Raw genomic sequence first — 23938 nt, forward strand, 5'->3', positions numbered from 1 at the left:
CGGTAGGTTTGTTGCAGTTAATTACAAATTCAATAATCATGAACTCAACAAATTTTCCTTGTTTCTTATTTTATGACTTTTTAAACCTGCTTTCGTGGGTGTACTATCATGTTGGGCTAAACAAATAGAGCAAAAAATTTTTGTTTAAAAACTTTCAAAATGTTTTTTTTAAATTTTATTTTGTTTTTTAATGTTAAATTAATTTACTTTGATAAAGGTTGTTCTAAATAGCACAACTCTTTAAACCAAAGTATAAACCAAACTTATCGTTATGCAGAAAAAGTATTTCATAAGTTTTTCGGGATTCAAAACTGTTGTTGTAGCTTTTTTGTGGCTGGTGATGTGTGCGGGTGCCTTTGCGCAGCAAAACGGATCGATATCTGGGAAAATTTCTGATGAAACTGGCGGAGTGCTTACTGGCGCCAGTGTAAAAGTGGTTCAGCTCAATAGGGTAGTATCCACAGATGTTTCGGGTAATTATAAAATGCAATTGCCAGCAGGAACTTATACGCTAGAAATTTCATTTCTTTCATTTTTGAAACAAAAGAAAGATAATGTAGTAGTTAAAGCAGGAGCCGACACCAAAGTGAACTTTTCTTTGGTAGAGGATAGAAGTGTACTAAACGAGGTTGTGGTTACAGCCCTGAATATTGAACGTAGTCAAAAAGCGTTGGGGTATGCGGTAACTACTATTGGTAACGAGCAGCTTACAGAAGCTCTTTCCAATAACTGGACGGATGCGCTTTCTGGGAAAGTAGCTGGTTTAAACCTTATTCGTTCTAATAGCGGACCAACGGGGTCCACTTCTATTATATTGCGTGGCGAAAGCAATCTGACGGGCAATAACGATGCGCTTATTGTGGTCGACGGGGTAATCATCAATGGTGGTAGCGGTAGAATGAGTGGGGGTTCTGGAGCTTATTTGGACGAGACGGTAGTTGGCTACGGCAGTAGTTTAGAAGACATCAATCCGGATGATATAGAGAACGTAACAGTTTTGAAAGGACCTGGTGCTGCGGCTTTATATGGCTCTCGTGGGGCAAATGGAGCAATCATTATCACTACTAAATCTGGTAAAAGTAAGCAAAAGGGGATCGGTATTAGTCTTAATAGCAACACGAGCTTTGCCGCAATTAACAGGATGCCTTCCCTTCAGTATGAATATGGTCAGGGGGTAGACGGCGCAAATCATTTTTCTTATGGCGTGTCTGAAGATGGCCCGGCAACAAATAGGACAACGAATGCCTTTGGCCCGAAGTTTAACGGACAGTATTTTTATCAGTATGATCCAGTAACCAATGCGCAAGGAGCAACAAGAACACTTTGGAGGCCTTATAAGGATGAAGGCTTTAACAATTTCTTTGAAACAGCTAAAACATTTACAAATAGTGTTTCTATAGATGGCGGTACCGATAAAACAACAGCTCGTTTTTCCTATACTAACGTTGCCAACAGCTGGATTATTCCAAATACAGGTTATGACAGAAATACAGTGGCGATGTCTATCAACTCTAAGCCATCTAAAGGCTTACAAATAACATCAAAGCTGAATTATACTAGTAAAACTTCAGATAATTTGCCAGCAGGCGGATACAATAACCAATCTATTATGTATGGTTTTATTTTCTGGGCACCAAGTGCACCTATATCTTGGTTGCGTAACTATTGGGTGCCAGGCAAAGAGGGAATAACCCAAAACACACCTTTAACTACTGGACCAGATAATCCTTATCTTATTTCTTACGAGATGTTGAACAAACAAAACAGAAATTCGATAACAGGTAATATTGCCGCAACGTACGATGTGACGAAAGATCTGAGCCTGATGGTAAGAACATCTATGGATATGGCAAATGATGTGCGTTCGCAACAACGTCCCTTTGACACAGAGAAATTTAGAAAAGGAATGTATCGCACACAGGATATCATTTCTCGTGAAATTAATAGCGACTTCTTGATTAAGTACAAAAAGAAATTTAAAAAAGACCTAGATGTTACCGCATCTTTGGGTGGAGCAATTTTAAGAAACTATTTTAATAGAAATGAGGTAAGGGCAGATTCATTACTTTTTCCAGGTATCTTCACTTTCGCAAATAGTGCGGGGCAGCTGTGGACCAAACCTTATCGTGCCAATTACGGTATCAATAGTGTTTATGGCTTGGTTACTGCTGGTTATAAAAGTTATCTGTTCCTCGATTTTACTTTTAGGAACGATTGGAGTAGCTTGTTGGCAACACCAACCAGTCGCGATAATATTTCTATCCTCTATCCTTCGGTTAATGCCAGTTTTATCCTTTCTGAGGCATTTAAGTTACCATCAAACATAAGTTATGCTAAGTTAAGGGCGTCTGTTTCTGGTGTTGGTAGTGGCGGTACAACGCCGTATAAAACATCCTTTTCGTTCGAGGCAGATCCTTCTTATTCTGGTGGTTTGTATAATCCTTCTGCGCTTAATAATCCTAACCTAAAACCGCTTTACACGTATAGTTATGAAACTGGTTTAGAACTACAGTTCTTTAAAAATCGCTTGGGCTTAGATTTTACTGTGTATAGTTCCGAAACAAAAGACCAAATTTTGTCTTCATTGCTAGATAGGTCAACAGGTTTTAGCAATCTGGTGATTAACGCAGGTAGGGTAAGAAACAGTGGGGTTGAAATTGCGCTTACGGGTTCGCCGGTTAAAAGAAAAAGTGGTTTAACATGGAATGTAAATGTCACCTTTTCTGCTAACAAAAACAAAATACTTGAATTGGCAGATAACCTTAATTCTTTCACGCTTCAAAACGGGCCTGGCAGTAATGGTTTCATTATCGCAAATGTTGGGGGAAGTATGGGCGATTTGTACGGCCGTGGTTATTTACGCTCGCCAGATGGTCAGATTGTTTACGACAGTGGAATGCCAGTATTGTCTGACGATCTCCTTTACCTAGGCAATACGATGCCTCAATGGAAAGGTGCTATACAGAACCAGTTTAAGTACAAAAATTTCTCTATGGGCTTTCTTTTTGATGCGCAATACGGTGCAGTTGCCTACTCTTTAACACAAGGTAAAATGGCGGTTCAAGGTAAAACAACTTCAACCCTGCAAGGAAGATATAACGGCATTGTAGGAAATGGGGTAATGCGTAATCCAGATGGTAGTTTTAGTCCTAATACGGTGGTTGCAGAAGATTTGTCTGCTTATTACGATGCGCATTTCGGTATCAGTAACATAGAAGGGTCAACTTTTTCTACTGATTTTATCAAACTGAGAGAGGCTAGGCTAGATTACACACTTAATGCGAAAACAGCGAAGAAACTAGGCTTGCAAAGAGCCACTTTAGGTGTTTTTGGCAGAGATTTGTTCATTTTTTCTACTTGGCCAGGATTTGATCCAGAATTTGGAACCTTAAGTGGCTCCGAAATCAATAGAGGATTTGAGATTGGGCAGTTCCCATCTACCAGGACGTTTGGAGTTAATTTAATCGTTGGTTTTTAAGAGATATCATGATGAAAACGATAAAATATTTAATAGGAATAGGGTTTTGTATAAGCTTACTCGCCCCATCTTGTACCAAAGATTTTTCTGCTATGAACACAGACCCAAATACTTCGGAAAAGGTGTTGGCAGAAAACTTATTGGCTAGGGCTTTAGTGCAAACTGTAAGCTCCAATATGAACAGGAGCAGAACCATTACCAACGAATTAATGCAGGTAACGGTAAATACCTTAGTAGAAACCGATCGTATCTTTAGGTATGATATTAGGCGTAACATTGCCGAAGCTCCCTGGAATGGTTGGTATACACAGTTAACCAATTTTAAAGATGTCTATAAATTTGCACAAGAAAATACGGTAGATGAAAACAACACCAAAGCTTACATGGCCATATCTTTGATTTGTCAAGCTTGGGTACATTCTATCATCACAGATACTTACGGAGATACACCTTATAGCGAATCGAACCGGGCAAGGGATGGTATTTATGCCCCAAAGTTCGATCTTCAAGAAGATATTTATGCAGACATGTTTGCCAAGTTAGAAGAGGCAAATAACATTTTAAAGGGCGTAACCAAGAATGTGAGTTCGGTATCAGATCCGGTTTATAAAGGTAACGTAAGCTTATGGCGGAAATTTGGAAACTCTTTATATCTGCGATTGTTGTTAAGGGTTTCGGGCAAAGCCGAAGTAGCTGCCAATGCTGTGGCAAAGATTAAGGAAATAGTAGATGTAAATCCAGCAAACTATCCAATCATCAACACCAATGAAGAGTCTGCAATTTTACGATGGACAGGCCTAACGCCATTTAATTCTCCCTTTGCCAATATGCAAGATTCTGACTGGCGTTATCCAAAAGCATGCAGTTATTTTGTAGATAAACTAGATTTGTCTGCGGATCCATGTATTAGTAGATGGATAACGGAGTTTAATGGCTTGTACGAAGGCATTCCAAGTGGTTATACTTACGGCGAAACGCCTACTGCAAAATCTAATATCGTTTATTTAAGAACAGAACCATTATTGGGTAACATGCTCAATTATGCCGAAGTACAGTTAATTTTAGCCGAAGCCGCCGCGAAAGGGTGGGTTACTTCAAAAAATGCGAAAACCTGTTATGATGCAGGTGCTACGGCCCGTATCACCTTATGGGGTAGGTCTGTAGGTAATTACCTAAACGGCACTATGGTAGCATGGAACGAAAGTGCAACTTTGGAAGCCAAGATGGAAAAAATACACTGGCAAAAGTATTTGGCTCTCTTCTATACAGATATGCAAGCTTGGGTAGAATACCGTAGAACGGGTCATCCAGTTTTGCCAAAAGGTGCGGGCTTAAGAAACGATGGTATAATGCCAACCAGACTTTTTTATCCAATATCAATCCAGGCTGCTAACGCAACAAATTATAACAATGCTGTTTCGGCTCAAGGCCCCGATGATCTAAAAACCCTAATGTGGTGGCAAAAACCTTAGCCATATAATGAAAAAACAAATTTATACGGATGAAAAAGATATTATCAATTTTAATGATGCTAGGCGTAATGCTCGCTGGCTCATGTAAAAAAGAAGAAAAAATAACCGGAAAGCCAAGTCCATTAATTTCAGTTGCCGATATTAAATCGATGTATCAAGAAGCGCCTTTGGTGCTAAAAACCGATAACATGATGGGGGCCACAAGTATTTGCGGTATCGTAATTTCCGATCCTGGAAATGGAAATGCGCCTAATGGCTTGGTAATTATGCAGAGTTATCGTCGTAAGCAGCTTCGTGGAATTGCCTTAGCATTGGGTGCAGAGGCAAGCCAATATACCGCTGGAGATTCAATTGTAGTAAAAGTAGATGGTTCTACTTTGGAAAGAGTAAATGGCATTTTGCAGATTTCTAAATTGCCAGCAGGTGCGGTATCTAAAATATCGAGTGGCAACCCGCAAAAAGTGCACACGTCTGCTACAACTTTTACTTCAATAACGAATAGTATGGCTATTTATGAAAGTACGTTGGTACAGCTGAGATCGGCGGTAGTGGAAAATATGACCGTAGGGCAAACTTTTGTAGGTGAAATACCGCTTAGCGATTGGGCAAATACAATTTTGATGCACACCGAGGCTACCGCTAGTTTTGCGAGCAAGCCAGTGCCGGGTCTAGGAGATTACACAGGTATTGCGTTATTTAACGCAGCTAAAAAGCCGAGTTTCTGGTTAAGGAGTGAAAACGATTATGTGGGACAGTCTTTGGAACCTTACAAACCAGATCAATTGTATCTTAATTTCCCAGAAGGATGGGAAACACATACCACCACTCCTGCTCGTAAAAGCGCTTATACAGGCACTTTAGATGTTTTCCCATCAGGCGAATGGCTAATGCCAGATATGTATTCTATCAGCTCTGCTAATATTGTAAATAAAAATGGTACTTGGGCTGTGATGATGAGGAACAGCACTGCACCTGCTTTGGCAATGAATTTCAATTTGCCGTATGGCGCTTCAAAATTCTCTTTCTATTATGGTGCGGCTACACTATCGGCTACCGATGCCAATTTGCCAATTACCGTAAGGGCAGAATATTCGCAAGATTCTGGGAATACTTGGCAGTCGCTTGGCGATAACTTACTGGTGACTGTACAAAATATGAAGTATTTTAAAGAGTATATTTTAGATATTAAAGGGCCTGTGAGATTTAGAATTTCAAAAGATGCGGCAAATGCTAGATTATTTGTGGACGATGTTGCCGTATATCAAAATTAATTTTTTCTTCATAAGGTATTTGGTTAACTTTCCAAATACCTTTTAATTTATTTCAAATGATTACATATCCTAATTTTTTGTCGGGAGTTTTAAAGAATAGATTAGTTGTTCTTTATACTTTTTTATCATTGCTTGTACTTACACAAGGTATTAGGCATTTTGGTTTTTTTACTAAAGAAGCGGCGCTGATAGCCCAAACCGCCGATGATCGATATTTTCAGATTGCTGTTTTGGCTGATACCCAGTATTACACCGCAATAAAAAATGGTGGTAATATGAATATGTTCTACAATCAGATTGATTGGATAACTTCTAATGCAGAGAAAGAGAAAATAGCCTATGTGGTGCACGTAGGCGATATTACCGATCATGGCGATAAAACACCCGAAGAATGGGAAAGAGCAAAAGAAGCAATGTATAGGTTAGAGCAGCCGCGTCCGGGGTTGCCACATGGTATTCCGTACGGTGTGGCAGTAGGAAACCATGATGTACGACCAAACGGCGATCCTAACGGCACAAAAATTGGCTATACAAAATATTTTGGACGCAAGCACTTTGAAGGTAAGCCGCATTATGGAGGTTCTTTTGAAAACAATGAATCTAGCGATAGCCATTTTGATCTGTTCACAGCAAACGGCGAAAAATTTATTGTGCTTTACTTGATATATAATGATCCCGGTAAGAAAGAACTTTATGATGCTGCTTTAGAGGAAAAAGTACACAATTGGGGTGCCGATATATTATCGAAACATGCCGATAGAAAGGCCATTGTGGTTAGCCATAATATACTTAGGCCAGATACTTCTAGTAAAAGCAATTTTATTGCAGGAGCCGGAAAGGCACCAAAACCGGGCAATTTCACTAAGCAAGGACAAAGAATTATCGAGAAATTTAAACACTCACCTAACGTATTTATGATGCTTTGTGGACATATTAGTGGCGAAGCGTTAAGAGAAGTTGAGTTCGAAGGAAGAAAAATAAAGGTTTTATTAACGGATTATCAGGGAAGGAGAAATCCAGAGTATACGGAGAAAGATAGAAATGGAGGCAATGGTATTTTAAGGCTGATGAAGTTTAACCAAACTAAGCAGATTTTAAGTGTTAGAACTTTTATTCCGCATAGCGATGGTGTGCAGGAAGAAAATGATGAAGATAGCAACTTCTCGCTTCCACTTTATAAATAGGTAATGAGAAAAGTAATATTGTTCCTTTCTTTTGGTTTTTTATTTGTCTTTCAAAAAGGTGTTGCACGGCAAAATGGTAAAACCCTAACTGTGATAGGTTATAATTCGTTGCACGGCTTTAATAATGATAGCTTGACAAGAGCTAAATACATCAACTGGGTAGTACAACACTCTGCAGATGTTGTGCTATACCAAGAAATGATCAATTTTTCTAAAGCAGAACTCGAATTGTTTGCGAAGAAATATGGTCATGGTTTTTCGGTAATTATGAGTAAAGAAACTGGCTACGATGTAACGCACCCTATCGCTATTACTTCGAGATATCCATTCGAAGAAATTGAAATGAGAAACGAGAATATGTGGCACGGCTATGTTTATGCAAAAATAAGGGGAGTGCATTTTGTTGCAACACATTTAGCTCCTTTCACGTTAAAAGATAGGCAGCACGATGTGGATTTGATCATTGGAAAAATAAAATCTTTGCCAACAAATGCGATGGTATTGGTGGGTGGAGATTTTAATTCCTTGGCGAGATTTGATGCAACGCAATATGACAATAGTTTGCTGAAATCTATGTCAAGACTAGAAGGACGTCTTGAGCCAAAAAGCGGTACGCCTATCGTTAAAAACAAAACTATTTACAGGAATAATTTAAATAACGGTGCTATCGATTTTTCTGTTACGGATAAAATGTTGGCAGCGTCATTTGTCGATTCATACTTCTATCTGCATAGGTCGTTTAAGAACAGTGTGCCGGTAAAAAGTCAATTGAAAAAGAACTCTATCTTGCGACGGGTAGATTATATTTGGGTAAACCAGCCATTAGCCCAAAAACTAGTAAAATCAGATATTGTTCAAGACTCTGTTACACATGTTGTTTCAGATCATTATCCAGTTTTAGCGACATTCAAAATCAATTAAAATGTTAAGTGTTAGAAATTGTAGACGTTTGGTTTTTATCCTTATTTGGATGTTTTCGCACCAATTTCAAGTATTGGCACAGGATAAAAAACAGCATGCTTTATCAGTTAAATCAACTAAAAATTTAAAGGAATTTTTTCAATATACACCAGATAGAATTCCTTTGATATGTGGACATAGAGGTGGTGCGCAAGAACTTTATCCAGAAAATTCCATCGCTGGCTTAGAATATATTCTTAATAAAATGCCTGCTTTTTTTGAGATAGATCCAAGGTTGACTAAAGATAGTGTTGCTGTTGTATTGCACGATGCCACTTTGGATAGAACTACAAATGGTAAAGGAAAACTGTCTGATTACACTTGGGAGGAAATAAAGAAGTTAAGGCTGAAAGACAGTAAGGGTAAATTAACCAATTATGCTATCCATACCTTAGATGAAGTTTTGCAATGGGCCAAGGGGAAAACTATCATCATGATAGATAAAAAAGACGTGCCCTTAGGACAGCTTTATGAGATTATCAAAAGAAATAAAGCAGAAAGCTGTGTGCTGATTTCTGCTTACGAACCAGAAGAAGCCGCTTTTTATTATGCAAAAGATAAAAACTTGATGTTCGAGATTTTTGTGAGCAATGAGGAGAAGTTGAAAGCTTACGAAGATACAGGTGTGCCTTACGAAAATATGGTGGCTTATGTTGGCCAGCCCAAAAAGAAAAGCTTTTACGAGCTTTTGCACAGCAAAGGCATGATGATTTTTGTCTATACCGCAAAAGTAATGGAAAGGGAAAAAAATAAAGATACCAGGGTAGAATTATATAGGAAAACCATAAGAGACGGCGCCGATATTCTTTTAAGTGATAGAGCTTTGGAGGCCTATGGGGCTATCGAGCAATTTATGCCCGAAAAAAGTACGAAAAGTAAGTTTTTTAAAACAAGTAAACCATAATGAAGAAAATCATTCTTTCAATAGTAGTGCTAACCATTTTATCAAATCATCTTTGGGCACAAGAGAGAGTTAAGCCAAAGATAGTTGTTGGTTTGGTGGTAGATCAAATGCGTTGGGATTATCTATATAAATTTAAAGATAGGTATGGTTCAGATGGATTTAAACGTTTGCAGAGCGAAGGTTTTTCTGTGGAAAATACCTATATCAATCATACACCATCTAAAACAGCCGTAGGGCATGCCACCATTTTTACTGGTTCTGTGCCCGCTATACATGGTATCACCGGAAATAGTTGGATAGAGCGCTATACGGGAGAAAAAGTATATTGTGTTGGTGATACTTCGGTACGGGCCTTAGGTATAAATAATGTGAAATCGGGCGATGATGGCGATGGAGGACAAATGTCGCCACGTAATTTGCTGGTTAATACGGTGGCAGATGAACTTAAGTTGGCAACCAACTTCCGATCGAAGGTGGTTGGGGTTTCCTTAAAAGATAGAGCTGCCATTTTACCTTCGGGGCATTCGGCAAATGCTGCTTTTTGGTATGATGATAACTCGGCAAAGTTTATTTCTAGTACTTATTATATGAAAGAACTGCCTTCTTGGGTTAATCAATTCAACCAAAAAAATGAGCCCGCAAAACTGATGTCTCAAGATTGGAAAACACTTTATCCTATCAAAACTTATACGCAAAGTTCTGCTGATGATGTAAAATGGGAAGGATTGTTCAAGGGGCATGCTAAGCCGACCTTTCCTTACCCTTTATCAGAAATCTATAAAGTAGACAAATCTGCAATTAGGGCTACGCCATTTGGAAACGATTTGACATTAAGTTTTGCCAAAGCAGCAATTGAAGGCTATCAGTTAGGAGAGGGTGCAGATACAGATTTTCTTACGGTGAATTTGGCTTCTACAGATTATGTAGGGCATAAGTTTGGACCTAATGCTATTGAGATTGAAGATGTTTATTTAAGGTTGGATAAGACAATTGCCAGTTTTCTCAAATATCTAGATTCTAAATATGGCAAAGGTAACTACCTGATTTTTTTAACTGCAGATCATGGTGTGGCACATTCATTAGAATTTCTCGAAGAGAATAAAATGCCAAATGGACAGCTATTAATGTCTCCACTTAGGAAATCATTAAATGAATATTTGGAGAAGCAATTTAAAGTTAAAGGCTTGATAGAGGGTACTGCTAATTATGGCGTGTATTTTAAGATGGATAGAGTAGAAGGTTTAGATTTTTCGCTAGTGAAGCAGGCCTCGATTAGGTTTTTGGAGCAACAGGCAGGTGTGCTTTTCGCCATTGATGTTGATCAAATAGGAAGTTCGCCAGTGCCAGAGCCTTTAAAAACGATGGTTGTTAATGGTAACAATAGAAAGCGGACGGGTTCTATTTTAATAGTTCCCAATGCAGGTTACTTAGATGCAGCCAAAAGAAGCGGATCAACACATGCCGTTTGGAATCCATACGATACGCATATCCCGCTGTTGTTTATGGGCTGGGGCGTTAAGTCTGGTGCAACAAATCGAATATATCACCAAAATGATATTGCCATTACCCTATCCAATTTATTGAAAATTCAAGCGCCTAATGGAAATGTAGGTGTGCCAATTTTAGAGTTATTAGCGAAATAATCAAGATGAACGGAAGAAGGAATTTTTTAAAAAGCGCAGCGATATTGACTGTATTACCAACAATTTCAATTGAAGCCTTAGCCAGCAGAGATGAAATCGGGAAATTTAGGGTAATGACCGCCAACATTAGGGTAGATTTAAAAGAAGATGAAGAAAAGGGAGTGGGGTGGAAAAAGCGCAAGGATTATTGTTTTGAGGTGATCAAAAAATACAATCCAGATATTGTGGGACTGCAAGAGGTGTTTTATCAACAGGCTATAGATTTAAGGAACGAATTTAAGGACTATTATTTTTTAGGTTACGATGGGCCCGAGATGGATGGAGTTACCGAATATGCAGGTATTGCGAAAAATCCATTGTTAATTAAAAAATCAAGGTTCGAATTGCTTTCTGTTGGCATATATTGGCTTTCGGAAACGCCACATATTGCGGGAAGCGAATCTTGGGGTACCTATAGGGCTCGTCATGTTAACTATGCTTTGCTAAAAGATCTAACTACCGGAAAGTTGTTTAGGTTTTCAAATACTCACCTTACCACAGCTAAAAACAGTACCGAAATAGCCAAGACCAAACAGGTGGAAATGATTGTGGCAGAATCTAATCAATACAAAGCAAATTTTCCTCAGATTTTGACCGGCGATTTTAATTCTGCTCCAACAAGCTCGGCATTAAAAATTATAACTGATGCCAAATTTGTTGATGAATATATCGCCATTAATGGGGCTGCAAATCCAGGCGCTACCGGGCATGGTTTTTTAGGGGATGAATACAGAACTGCAAATGGTAAGATTGGTAATAGAATTGATTATATCCTTACCAAAGGAAATATAAAGGCGCAAAGTTGTGTTCTGGTTAAGGATGCCAAAAATGGGTTCTACCCCAGCGATCATTATTTTATGTATTCGGATATTGAATTGTAGATTGCTTTGGGGATTAAAAAAGCCAGTTTCAATTTTTGAAAACTGGCTTTTGTCTTTTACTTCATCGACACCACTAAATCTTTTGGTCGGTTCATGGTTTCGCTGTAAACATTACCAAACCTATCTGTAACCCTAATCTCGATAGGTGTGGTTGCTCCGTTTGCTTTTGCTTTAAAGAAATGTGCCGAGTTGGCTGTTACGAAATCTGCCGTTGGTGTTTGTCCCACATTCAATCTTAAGGCTTCGTAAGAAATGATGTGCAGAGGGTCTAATGTGCTAACCCGAGTTACTGCAAGTGGTGTTCCATTTTCTAAAATCTCCACTTTCCATTGTTTGTCAAAGCCCCAAACGTTTACCAAAATCTCGTTGTTATTGTTAGCGTTTGCATAAGGGCCTTTGTAAGGGTTCAGCAGGGCATCGGTACTGCTAGGAGCATATTTTGCTGCGGTAATATGTACTTTGTTCAGGTCGTAAGCTCTAAACTGATAGTTTTCTTCAAATCCAATAGATTTATATTTCCAGTCGTAGTTTTTGTTATTGAATTTCCAGATCGCATATCCGCCAGGGGCGCCGTCTTTGCAGGTGTGGTTGTTGGCGTAGCCGCTTCTACCGGTCCACCACCAAGTTGCGCAAATAGCACCCGAATTGTGTTCCATAATATTAGCGTTGTTTTCGTAAGCGTAGCAAACGTGCGTATGTCCGGTAATTACATTCACATCTGTAAAGCCGGCTAGTGTACTGATGAACTCTGTAGAATTGTTTAGGCGTAAAGTAGCTGTTTCATTCTGTCCGCTTAAGGTCGGTGCATTGTTCAGCTGAATATGCATTCCAATGACAATAGGCGTAGATTTATCGGTAATCATTGCCAAATCTTTCTTAAGCCAAGCAATTTGATCTGCTACAATTACACCGTTGTAATTTTTAGTTCCGGCAACTCCTTGTGCGCCATTGGTATTAATATATTGCACATTGTCTAGCACTATATAGTGAACTTTTCCAACATTAAATGAGTAGTATGTTGGTCCTAAACTTGCTCTGTAGGCGGTTTCGGCCTGCCAATCGGCATTAATGTATGGGTCGTTGTCGTGGTTGCCCATCGTATGAAAAACCGGGATATTGATACTTTTCATTAAAGCTAAGTACTGGCTAAAACTGTAGTTGTTGTCATACCAATAGGTTTCCCAGGTCATGTCGCCAAGGGTTAGTCCATAAACTTTATAGCCTTCATTTTTATATTTGGTGATTGTTTTTGCTGCGTCGGTTAAAAAACCATTTTGAAATTGAGTAACATCGTTGTTTCTATTAGCAAGGTGCATATCGCCTAGAGCCAACATTACATGCTTGTCGTTGTTTACGGCTTTAAGCTCAAAATCTATATTTTCTACCGTGTTTGCATTTGTTGTAAAGCCTTTGTAAAAAGCTGGAAGTATACCATTACTGTTTTCTACTTCGTAACCTCCAGGTATCGATACAAAAACGAAATCTTTGTTTTTTGCAGATTTTAAATAGTAAATGCCGTTTTGATCTGTTTTGGTTACTTCCACGCCGTCAGACACAATTACATTTGCCAAGCCAACTCCACCTGCAAAAACACTTCCTTTCACCGTCATTCCGGCAACATCAGCTATATTTTGAAAAGCAATTTCTATAGTGCTTGATCCTAAAGTTGCGCTTTCGTTGCCTCGTGTAATGCTAATGCGGAAACTGGCGGCTAAAAAACCAGTTGGTACCGTAAAGGTGCAGCTATTAGTAGTAACCGATTTGATTTCTACAGTAAAGCTTTTGGTAGCATCTGTCTGCGAAACAAAAATAAGCTTGTCGCCAACAGCAAAACCTTCTCCTTGAAAGGTATGGTCTTTTCCTATCGCGAAATTTAGCTTGTTTGGTATATTGACATTTGTAATCGCCAGTTTGTTTCCTCCTGTTGGTGGTGGGGTTGGTGTAGGGGCAGCTGGTTCCGATTTTTTACATCCAAAAACGGTGAGGCTTAAGCCAGCTACAGTAGTTGTAACAATAAAGTCTCGCCTCGTAATAGTTTTTCTACTGCGCTTTTCTTTCCTTTTGTTCATTTTGGTCTTTTGGTTTTGGTTTAAGATTAAGAGTGTTTAAGCTAAAGTAATAAATAAAAAGTCTTTTCTGTTGAAAAAACTTCTTTTTGTTTCGTTTTAACGTTAATTTAATTTTGATTTGTTTTAATAGTTTGTTATTTAATGATATCGAAACAATGATTTGATATTGTTTTAATAAACTTGTGCACTGCTGTTTCGAACATCGTGTCTGCACTCGAATTGTTTTTGGTTAGGAAAGAGCAGTAAATTGAATATCTACACACAACTTAAATTTGTTCGAAATACATTCTTGTCTTACAATTGCTTTTGTTTTAATATTTTTTGTTTTCTAAAAACTTATTTTAAAATTAAATTTTATTAAATTATCTTTTATTTTGTTAAATTTTTTCTTTTATTTGAATTAGAAATACAAATCAAACCAAATGAACCGATCATGAGCAATTCATCTAATGGTCTTTTTGAGAAGTTGGGAATACCTCGTCATCTCGCTTGGGGATACCTAGGTGTCTTGATATTTATGATGGGCGATGGTGTAGAGCAAGGTTGGCTAAGTCCTTACTTATTGGAAAATGGTATGTCCGTAGAGCAGTCTGCGGCATTGTTTACGGCTTATGGTATTACCATTGCCATTTCATCTTGGTTTTCGGGAGTGCTAACAGAGAGTTACGGGCCGCGAAAAACTATGTTACTAGGGGTTTTGCTATATATTATAGGTACGATAGGTTTTGTTGGTTTCGCTTTGCCCCAGCTAAATCTTTGGTCAATGATTTTTACCTATGCAATAAGGGGATTTGGATATCCGCTTTTTGCCTATTCATTTTTGGTTTGGATAACTTATCGTAGCCCGAAAGAACGATTAGGTGCGGCAGTGGGTTGGTTCTGGTTTGTTTTTACTGGCGGATTAAATGTATTTGGGGCCTATTATGCTTCTTGGGCTATTGGTAGTTTAGGTTATTTCAACACGTTGTGGAGTTCGATATTTTGGGTGCTAGTGGGTACATTGCTGGCCTTGGTGCTAAATAAAGATAAACTGGGCATTGCAAACAATGCCAATAAAAAAGAAGAACTGATTAAAGGTTTGGCTATAATGAAAGAAGAACCTAAAGTAGTGCTGGGCGGAATTGTGAGGATAATCAATACGACTGCACAATTTGCATTCCCAGTATTTTTGCCTACTTACATGGCTGCACACGGCTTATCTACAGTAGAGTGGTTACAAATTTGGGGCACAATTTTCATCGCAAACATTGCCTTTAACCTAATTTTTGGCTTTGTTGGAGATGGTTTGGGCTGGCGAACTACCATTAAGTGGTTTGGCGGGGTAGGATGCGCTTTAACAACATTGCTATTCTACTACTCGCCCCAAATATTTGAAGGTAGTTATTGGATGGTAATGATTTGCGGTGTGCTATGGGGAGCTTTGTTGGCGGGTTATGTGCCGCTATCGGCCTTAGTGCCATCGTTAGTAAATAAAGATAAGGGAGCCGCCATGGCAGTTTTAAATCTAGGTGCAGGCTTATCGGTTTTTGTTGGTCCGGCTTTGGTAGGTTTGTTCGTTGGGCAGATAAAGCCAGAAGGAATGGCTTGGCTGCTTGCTGTATTGTATCTTTTAAGTGCTGTTTTAACACATTTTATAAAATTACCTGTACAAAAAAATATAAAAGAACATTTAATAGTAGAATAGATTGATATAAATATATGAGAGTATTAATTACTGCACCTTACAATGAAAGTGGTAGAAAATTTATAGCAGATAACATTGGAGAGGTAATTTACGAACCATGGAAAAAGAACAGTAGAGCCTACAACGAGCAAGAGCTAATTACCCTATTGGCTAGTTCGCAGGCAGATGCTTTGATTACCGAACACGACCACGTTACAGAAAATGTGATTGCTGTAAATAATCATTTGCGATTTATTGGCGTATGTAGGGGCACGCCTTCAAATGTATCAGTAGCTACTGCAGAAAAGTTTAGCATTCCAGTATTTCATACGCCGGCACGTAATGCCCAGGCTGTGGCAGAGCTGTGGATAGCCAACCTGATCTGTTTTATGCGTAAGGTAATCCCTAGTGTAGATTGGTTAAAGAGCAAAAATTGGGGAGAGGGAGCGCATACTTCATATCTACAGTTTAAAGGCAATGAATTGGCCAATAAAACTGTTGGCATGGTAGGTTTTGGTGCGGTTGGAGTACGTATTGCAGAAATGTTGAAACCATTTCCTTGTCCCATTAAATTCTATGATCCTTTTGTCGAAAATCATAATGCAGATTATCAAAAAGTAAGTTTGGAAGCTATTTTTAACGATTGTGATATCGTATCGGTCCATTTACCTGTTAATACAAACACCATTGGGATGATAAATGCCAATTTGTTAAACTCGATGCGTAGCGATGCCATATTTGTAAATACTGCAAGGGCAAGTGTAGTAGATAGAAACGCTTTGATTGACGTAGTGTTGAACCAAAAAATTAAAGGAGCTATCTTAGATGTGTTTGACCATGAACCACCAGATGAATTGGATTATCAGTTGATTAATGCACCAAATGTGTTGGCTACCCCACATACAGCTGGCGCTACCTTCGAAGTGGAAGACCATCATGTAGAGATATTAAATAAACAACTGCTAACTTGGAAACAAGAAATGCAACCATTAAAATCTGAGGTATGAAAGAAGCCTATTTAGTAGTGGATATTGGTACTGGCAATGCCCGTGTGGCGGTAATAGCTATTAACGGCGAAGTGCTTGGTATCCAAACACAAGATATCCAATATCATAAGGACAGTCTTTATCCCGATGCACTCTATTTCGATCCTGCTTTTCTATGGCAACAAATCAAGTCCATGAGTGCAGAAATTTTTTCTAATGTAGAATGTAAAATCATTGCGGTAACGGCTACGAGCCAAAGAGAAGGTATTGTTTTGGTAGATAAACATGGTATAGGATTAATAGGCTTGCCAAACATAGATCATCGAGGTAGAGAATGGGAAGGTATCATGACAGATAAGGATAAGATTTATCAATTGACTGGCAGATATCCTACTTCCTTGTTTTCGGCCTTAAAAATTGTAGGTGTTCAACAACGAAAATCAGAAATTGCTAAAGAAGCCTCTTTGGTGCTTAGCATTAGCGATTGGGTAGAGTACGCATTTAGTGGAGTTCCTCATTTCGAACATTCGCATGCTTCAGAAACCTTACTTTACGAAGTGCAAAAGCAAGAATGGTCAACTTATTTATCCCAAGTTTTTGGGATTGATTTGGCTGTTCTTCCTCCTTTAGTGATGTCAGGAACTATTTTAGGCGCAATACAAGAAAATGTAGCTAGTGAGTTTGGTATCAACAGCAGTGCAGTTGTAGTTGTAGGCGGGGCCGATACGCAATTGGCTGCTAAAAGTACGCAGCCTCTACCAAATGATGTCATTATTGTTTCAGGTACTACAACGCCCATCATTAAAATAAGTGAGAACTACGAAACAGACCATCAGCAACGTACTTGGACAGGAAGGCACACCGAACCCAATATGTTTATGGTAGAAACCAATGCGGGGGTTACAGGGTTGAATTATCAACGCTTAAAAGAGGTTTTCTATCCGAACGAGAGCTACGAACTGATGGAGGAGGAACTGAGCCAAGTAGATGGTTCGCAATGTGTAGCTTCTTTGGGTTCGCTGGTAGCTTCCGAAAAATCTCCCATATTAAAAGGTGGTTTTATCTTCGATGCCCCTGTTTCACATACTTTAAAACGTGCCGATTTTGTTTTTGCCACTTTGTGGGATATCGCTTGCAGTATCAAAGAGAATTACGACTGCCTAAATGAAGTGGCAAAGCATGAAAAGGATTATGTATTGGCCTGTGGTGGGGGTGTTCAAAGTAAAAAGTTGCGACAGCTGATAGCCAACTTGATAGGTAAAAAAGTGCTGATTTGTGATACCTACAGACAATCTTCTGCTATTGGGGGAGCACTAATTTGTAATAAAGCATTGGGTAAAACGCCAATAGCAAGGGTAATTATTGATGAAACTCATCCCGTGTTTACGGAAAAGGATAAAGAGAACTACGAAGCTTGGAAGAAAGCAAGAAAAGCATTTAAGGAGATACTGATTTAATGGGCAAAGAGGCATATTTTGTAGGTATTGATGTAGGGACACAAGGCGTAAGGGTAGTGTTGCTCAATTTAGAAGGGGCTTTGCTTTTTGATGATGGATGGGTGTTTCAGCTTAACGAGCAATCGAGACAAGAGCAATCTCCTGAAGAATGGTGGAATTGCTGTAGTGAACTTTTACAACGAATGGTGGTAACTGTGAGGGGAAAGATAGATTTGGAAAATATCAAAGCAATTGGGGTAACTTCTACTTCTGGAACGGTTATCCCGCTAGATGCGGAAAACAAACCATTGCACAATGCTTTGATGTACAGTGATAAACGTTCTGAAGAAGTAAGCAAGATATGTACTTTAGCAGCAAGTAGGTATTATAACGATAGCTTTAATACCTTCAATTCATCTAGCGGACTGGCCAAAATGTTATGGTTTATTCAAAGCTATCCAGATAAGGCAAAAAAAATAGCTAAATGGATACACGCTGCTGATTACATTACTGGAAAATTGAGTGGAAACTGGGGAATTACCGATTATACAAATGCATTTAAATCGGGCTATGATGTAAACGAATTAAAATGGCCGAGTTATATTTCTACCGAGATTGGTATTAATGAAGCTTGGCTGCCGAAAGTAGAGCCCTTGGGAACCGTAATCGGTAATTTAGATCACCTACAGGCAGATCTGCTTGGCTTAAATATAGATACTTTGGTTACTGTTGGCATTACTGATGGCTGTGCTTCGCAAATTGCAGCAGGCGCTATTAAACCCGGCGATTGGAATACCACTATAGGTACAACTTTGGTAATTAAAGGTGTTACGCAAAAACAAATTGTTGATGTTAAGGGGAGAATTTACAGTCATAGACACGCCGTAGATGGTTTGTGGATGCCGGGTGGAGCAAGTAATACCGGCGCAGATTGGGTAAGTGCGCAATTTGCCAACGAAGATTTGGCGCAATTAAATAAAAGTGCCGAACAGTTAATTCCGACTGGAAAGATAGTTTATCCCTTAATGCAACAAGGGGAGCGTTTCCCTATGTTGTCGCCACAAGCTGTTGGTTTTGGTATGGATAATTTAAATAAGGAAGAAAAGTTTGCCGCTGCTATGGAGGGGGTTGCCTATTTAGAACGTTACGCTTATGAACTTTTGGAAGAACTATCGGATGAAAAGGTAGGAATAGTTTATACCGCAGGTGGCGCAAGTAATAGTGATGTGTGGCTGAAGATAAGGAGTTCGGTTTTGAACAAAAAGATAGTAAAAATGAAATATGTTTCTGGTGGTGTAGGTGCTGCAATATTGGCAGCTTCAAAGACACATTTTGATAGTATTATTGATGCTGTTGCACAACTTACCACTATAGAAAAAGAGGTAAAGCCTGATCTAGAACTTTCAAAAAAATACCAAGAAGGTTACCACCAGTTTTTACAGCAATTGCTAGATAGAAAATTTATTACAGAAGAGGAGGTTTATGCTTAGTGTGTATTTACTAAGACACGGCGAAACGCAATACAATGCAGACGGAAATAGGTATTGTGGAAGGACAGATATTCCTTTAACGGATAAGGGAATTGCGCAGGCACAGGCCGTTAGGCTACAATTGCAAGGGAGAAAGCTAGATGCTGTATATTCTTCGCCGTTGAAAAGAGCGAATGAAACTGCAAAAATTGCATCTGGTAACAATTTGGTAATTGCAGATCAACGTTTAATTGAGATAGATTTCGGTACTTGGGAGGGCAAAAGAAGGGAGGAATTTGTAGCGGAAAATCCAACGCTGTGGAACAATTGGTCGGAAGATCCAGCTCATGCAGCAGCAGGTGGCACTGGCGAAAATGCGACACAGGTGGTAGAACGAGTAGGTAGCTTTTTTGCTGAAATGCAACAGAAGTATAAGGAAGGTACCATTTTAGTGGTTGGACATAATGGTATCAACAGATTATTTATGGCGCATAAATTGGGTATGCCACTTAAAAATTACCGACGAATAGTACAACACAATTCTTCTTTAACCTTTTTTCAACTAGATGAAAATGGAGAGTTTACGTTAGAAAAATTGAATACAACAAGTTAAAATGGTAAAGATTAGAAGGTAGATTTTAGTTGAGAAATATTAATGGATAGGTTAAATATACCACGCTTAATTGCTCTTAAATTTTTAATGGTTTACTTAACCTATATTAAACATAACAGTATAAACGCATAATTATGATAAAGACTTTTTTCAGAAAACAAGCAATATGGATAGGCCTACTGTGCCCGTTAGCTGGTTTTGCCCAACAGACAGAAATCAACGTCCTAAAGTTCAAAAATGTAAAAGAACTAAAAGCCTTTTTTAAACATGGCGAAACCAATTATCCGATAATTAGCGGACACCGCGGTGGCATGACCAAAGGTTTCCCAGAAAATTCGATGGAAACTTTCGCAAACACGCTAAAATATATGCCTTCCTTTTTTGAAATAGATCCACGGTTAACTAAAGACAGTGTTGCCGTTTTAATGCACGATGCAACTTTGGAGAGAACCACTAATGGCACCGGTAAACTATCTGATTATACTTATGCCGAAATCCAGAAACTGCGTTTGAAAGACCCAGAAGGAAATGTTACCGATGCTAAAATTCCTACACTAAAGGAAGCTATTTTGTGGAGCAAAGGCAGAACGGTAATGAATTTGGATAAAAAAGATGTGCCCTTGGAAATGACAGCACGTATTTTAAAAGAGTGCAATAACGAAGCAGTAATGCTAACTGTTCATAATGCAAAGCAAGCGAAATTCTATTTAGAGCAAAATCCAAACTGGATGCTTTCGGTGCATATTAAAACTAAAAAAGCTTACGACGAATATGTAAAAGCAGGCATTCCTTGGGAAAGTATCATTGCCTACATAGGACCAGAGTACACGCCAGAAAATAGAGATTTAATGAGATTATTGCAAGAAAAGAAAGTGATGGTAATGATATCTTCAGCACCAACTTACGATAAACTGCCAACTGCAGAAGAGAGGGCAAAAGCTTTTGTAGAGATTTTTAAAGGTGGTGCTGATATTTTAGAGTCTGATTTGCCAGTGGAAGTTGCGGAAGCGATTAAAAATTTGGTGCCGAGTAAAACACCTCAACACAAATATCTAGGAAAAGCTAAACTTTAGTTTTTTTAACCTAAACCAAATATGAACCAACCTTTTTTAATTCCAGAACGTAGGCGCTGGCTAATTGTAGCAGTTATATTTTTCGCCATCGTTTTCAATTATTTCGATAGGCAAATTGTATCCATCCTTAAGCCAATGCTTAAAGAAGAATTTCAGCTTAAGGATGACGGCTATGCGGTAATCGTCAACATATTTACAATTTGTTACGCTTTAATGTATCCGGTTACTGGTTGGCTGGTAGATAGGTTTGGGGCAAGGTTAACCATGTTTTGGGGTGTCATTGGCTGGTCGGTAGCATGTATTGGCGGTGGTTTCTCACGAACCGTTGGTCAGTTTACTTTTTTTAGAGGGATGTTGGGTGCAGCAGAGCCTACAAATTTCCCTGCTCAATTGCGTGTCATCACCATTTGGTTTCCAGGGAAATTGCGTGCAACAGCCAATAGCCTTTGCATTGCTGGTAGTTCTATAGGTGCTATAATTGCGCCACCGTTAGTTGCTTGGTTAGCTTTAAAATACAATTGGCATACAGTTTTCTTCGTAGCTGGTATTATCGGTTTAATCATCGCTCTGCTATGGATATCCATTTACAAAGATCCGCCAGCCAGAATTTTGGCCGAAAGCACCGAAAGTAAAACCGAAACAGAAGCAGCAGGCTTTAAATGGTCGCAATTATGGAAAACACAAAGTTTGTGGGGCGTATTGCTCATCCGCTTTGTGACAGATCCAGTTTGGTATTTCTGTTTGTTTTGGTTGCCTGGATATCTGCAGGAACAATCTGGATTATCTTTAAAAGAAATGGGTCTTTATGGTTGGATACCTTTCCTTGTGGCCGATTTAGGTGCTATTGCCACTTCGGCATGGTCAGATCGTATGGTGCGCAAAGGTAAAAAGCCTTTGGTAGCCCGGAAAATGATGTTGTCAGCAGTTGCAATTTTATCTCCACTTTGTGCATTTACCCCTTATTTACCAAGTGCTTTTTCAACAGTGTTGATTTTTAGTTTCGTAGCTATTGCTTGTTTGAGCTGGCTTTTCACCATCAGTGTTGTGGTTGCCGAATCGTTTCCCTCAAAAAATGTGGCCAGTGTTTTAGGAATTGCTGGTGGCTTTGGAGCAGGCGGTGCGGTATTGTTCAACTATGTTGTAGGACAGCTCATGGGTACATTAGGCGCAGAAAAAATATTTATAGCAATGGCTTTTTTACATCCAATAGGAGTAATCCTTCTATGGACAATGATTAAACCAGAGAAACCAAAAAATAGGATAGACGAACAATTAATACTAAATCATAATGAGTAGCAAAGTGCAAATAATTATCGAACCTGCTAAAGAACTGGCGGTAAAAAAAGAAGTTGATGTTTTGGTGGTAGGAGGTGGCCCTGCCGGATTAATTGCAGCACAAGCTGCGGCAGAAGATGGTTTAAAAGTAATGCTGATCGAAAACCGAAGCTTTGTAGGCGGCAATATGACTATCGGTTTGCCTATACTCGGTTTTTTAGGACAGAAAGGCAATCAGATTATCAAAGGTATCCCTCAAAAATTTATAGATAAATTAAGGGCAGTTGACGGTGCAAGTGAGCACAGGCCTTGTCCATTGCACATGAGCTTAACTTTGGTAGAGCCAGAGGCTGTAAAAAATGTAGGTTTAGAAATGCTCATTGAAGCCGGTGTTGATGTATTATTATATGCTTTTTGCGTGGGTGTAATTAAAGAAGAAAACCAGCTAAAAGGTGTAATTATAGAAAGCAAATCTGGTAGGGAAGTAATTTTGGCCAAAACCATTATAGATTGCACTGGCGATGCCGATGTTGCTTTTAAGGCTGGTGTGCCTTGCGAACAAGGAAATGAAGTAGGAGGGGCGCAACCACCAACCTTGATGTTTTGTATGGGTGGCGTAGACACAGAAAAATTGAGAATGTCTATTGCAGAAGAGCCTCGCACTTATTTAACAGATTTTATCCCTGCCGAATATTTTGGGCAAAACAACCAGTTTATTGTAGTGGGTTTAAGAAGTGTAATGCAAAAAGCTCGTGAAGCTGGCTATCATTTACCTGTAGAGAGAACCATATTAATTACAGGTTTGCGTGAAGGTGAAGTATGGGTGAATATGTCGAGAATTAATGGTGTTGATGGCACAAGTCCAGATAGTTTGACACACGGAGAAATAGAAGGACGTAAGCAAGTTGAAGAAATTCAGCGCTATTTGAAAGAGTTTGTGCCGGGGTTCGGAGATTCTTATTTTACAAAGATGGCTCCTTTTTTAGGCATCAGAGAAACCCGTCGTATTGTAGGGCAATATGTAATGACGGCAGATGATATTTTAAGCTGTCGTAGGTTTGAAGATTCTGTCGCCGTGGCGAGTTATCCTTTAGATATTCATCATCCCGAAGGTGGTGGCTGTACACTTACTTGGTGTGGCGATTGCTATGATATTCCGTATCGTACACTAATCCCGCAAAAAATAGAAAATTTAATCATAGCTGGTAGATGTATTTCTACTACGCACGAGGCCATGTCTGCAATTAGGGTAATGGCTCCTTGCATGGCCATGGGCGAAGCTGCCGGAAGGGCTGCTAAATTAGCAATAAGAAATGGGGTTCTGCCATCACAATTAGATGTACAAAGGTTGCGAGCCGAGTTGTTTGAAAAAGGTGCTTACTTAAATGAAGAAGTAGAAGCTTAGTTCAACTCGCTCGTCATTCCCTCCGATAATATCGGAGCAGGCTGTGAAAACGGGAACCACGAAGTGCTCAGCGAAGCTAATCTTAATGCGATTAGCCAGCCTATTTCTTGCATTACG

The 23938-nt window shown here is 39.1% G+C and carries 17 protein-coding genes; 16 read left to right on the forward strand and 1 reads right to left on the reverse strand.

The window, feature by feature from the left end:
- Positions 1 to 271: 271 nt before the first annotated feature.
- The 8 genes from REI64_RS12080 to REI64_RS12115 all read left to right on the forward strand — a co-directional run bounded on the left by REI64_RS12080 (position 272) and on the right by REI64_RS12115 (position 11832).
- On the forward strand, positions 272 to 3478 hold the full coding sequence (locus REI64_RS12080) for a SusC/RagA family TonB-linked outer membrane protein (protein WP_308850382.1): 3207 nt from the start codon (positions 272 to 274) through the stop codon (positions 3476 to 3478).
- 92 nt (positions 3479 to 3570) lie between these two features.
- Positions 3571 to 4950, forward strand: coding sequence for a SusD/RagB family nutrient-binding outer membrane lipoprotein (locus REI64_RS12085; protein ID WP_308850383.1), 1380 nt, complete (start codon positions 3571 to 3573; stop codon positions 4948 to 4950).
- 29 nt (positions 4951 to 4979) lie between these two features.
- A complete protein-coding gene (locus REI64_RS12090; protein ID WP_308850384.1) occupies positions 4980 to 6221 on the forward strand; it encodes a DUF5689 domain-containing protein in 1242 nt (413 codons plus the stop codon).
- A gap of 56 nt (positions 6222 to 6277) precedes the next feature.
- Positions 6278 to 7405, forward strand: coding sequence for a metallophosphoesterase (locus tag REI64_RS12095; protein ID WP_308850385.1), 1128 nt, complete (start codon positions 6278 to 6280; stop codon positions 7403 to 7405).
- Positions 7406 to 7408: 3 nt separating this feature from the next.
- Positions 7409 to 8326, forward strand: coding sequence for an endonuclease/exonuclease/phosphatase family protein (locus tag REI64_RS12100; protein WP_308850386.1), 918 nt, complete (start codon positions 7409 to 7411; stop codon positions 8324 to 8326).
- Between the two features lies 1 nt (position 8327).
- On the forward strand, positions 8328 to 9269 hold the full coding sequence (locus REI64_RS12105) for a glycerophosphodiester phosphodiesterase family protein (protein WP_308850387.1): 942 nt from the start codon (positions 8328 to 8330) through the stop codon (positions 9267 to 9269).
- Positions 9269 to 10912 carry an alkaline phosphatase PafA gene (gene pafA, locus REI64_RS12110; RefSeq protein WP_308850388.1) on the forward strand — a complete coding sequence of 548 codons (1644 nt, stop codon included), beginning with the start codon at positions 9269 to 9271 and terminating at the stop codon, positions 10910 to 10912. Before REI64_RS12105 ends, pafA begins: the two co-directional genes overlap by 1 nt.
- A gap of 5 nt (positions 10913 to 10917) precedes the next feature.
- Positions 10918 to 11832, forward strand: coding sequence for an endonuclease/exonuclease/phosphatase family protein (locus REI64_RS12115; RefSeq protein ID WP_308850389.1), 915 nt, complete (start codon positions 10918 to 10920; stop codon positions 11830 to 11832).
- Positions 11833 to 11888: 56 nt separating this feature from the next.
- Here the strand turns inward: REI64_RS12115 and REI64_RS12120 are convergent, their stop codons facing one another.
- Positions 11889 to 13901 carry a calcineurin-like phosphoesterase family protein gene (locus REI64_RS12120; RefSeq protein WP_308850390.1) on the reverse strand — a complete coding sequence of 671 codons (2013 nt, stop codon included), beginning with the start codon at positions 13899 to 13901 and terminating at the stop codon, positions 11889 to 11891.
- A 433-nt stretch (positions 13902 to 14334) separates the two neighbouring features.
- Here REI64_RS12120 and REI64_RS12125 point away from each other — a divergent pair, with 433 nt between their 5' ends.
- The 8 genes from REI64_RS12125 to REI64_RS12160 all read left to right on the forward strand — a co-directional run bounded on the left by REI64_RS12125 (position 14335) and on the right by REI64_RS12160 (position 23821).
- Positions 14335 to 15585: an MFS transporter gene (locus REI64_RS12125; protein ID WP_308850391.1), complete on the forward strand. Its 1251-nt coding sequence runs from the start codon at positions 14335 to 14337 to the stop codon at positions 15583 to 15585.
- 14 nt (positions 15586 to 15599) lie between these two features.
- The gene (locus REI64_RS12130) at positions 15600 to 16571 is read left to right on the forward strand and encodes an NAD(P)-dependent oxidoreductase (protein WP_308850392.1); all 972 of its coding nucleotides are present in this window, start codon (positions 15600 to 15602) and stop codon (positions 16569 to 16571) included.
- Entirely contained in the window at positions 16568 to 18007 is a 1440-nt protein-coding gene (locus REI64_RS12135) for an FGGY family carbohydrate kinase (RefSeq protein ID WP_308850393.1), read from the forward strand. The genes REI64_RS12130 and REI64_RS12135 overlap by 4 nt, the downstream gene beginning before the upstream one ends.
- A complete protein-coding gene (locus REI64_RS12140) occupies positions 18007 to 19476 on the forward strand; it encodes an FGGY-family carbohydrate kinase (protein ID WP_308850394.1) in 1470 nt (489 codons plus the stop codon). Before REI64_RS12135 ends, REI64_RS12140 begins: the two co-directional genes overlap by 1 nt.
- Entirely contained in the window at positions 19469 to 20068 is a 600-nt protein-coding gene (locus tag REI64_RS12145) for a histidine phosphatase family protein (protein WP_308850395.1), read from the forward strand. The genes REI64_RS12140 and REI64_RS12145 overlap by 8 nt, the downstream gene beginning before the upstream one ends.
- Positions 20069 to 20202: 134 nt before the next feature.
- Positions 20203 to 21141 carry a glycerophosphodiester phosphodiesterase family protein gene (locus REI64_RS12150; RefSeq protein ID WP_308850396.1) on the forward strand — a complete coding sequence of 313 codons (939 nt, stop codon included), beginning with the start codon at positions 20203 to 20205 and terminating at the stop codon, positions 21139 to 21141.
- Positions 21142 to 21162: 21 nt separating this feature from the next.
- Entirely contained in the window at positions 21163 to 22437 is a 1275-nt protein-coding gene (locus REI64_RS12155; RefSeq protein ID WP_308850397.1) for an MFS transporter, read from the forward strand.
- Positions 22430 to 23821: an FAD-dependent oxidoreductase gene (locus tag REI64_RS12160; protein WP_308850398.1), complete on the forward strand. Its 1392-nt coding sequence runs from the start codon at positions 22430 to 22432 to the stop codon at positions 23819 to 23821. Before REI64_RS12155 ends, REI64_RS12160 begins: the two co-directional genes overlap by 8 nt.
- Positions 23822 to 23938 lie beyond the last annotated feature (117 nt).

It is taken from the genome of Pedobacter sp. (genome assembly GCF_031119335.1).
Taxonomy (GTDB): Bacteria; Bacteroidota; Bacteroidia; order Sphingobacteriales; family Sphingobacteriaceae; genus Pedobacter.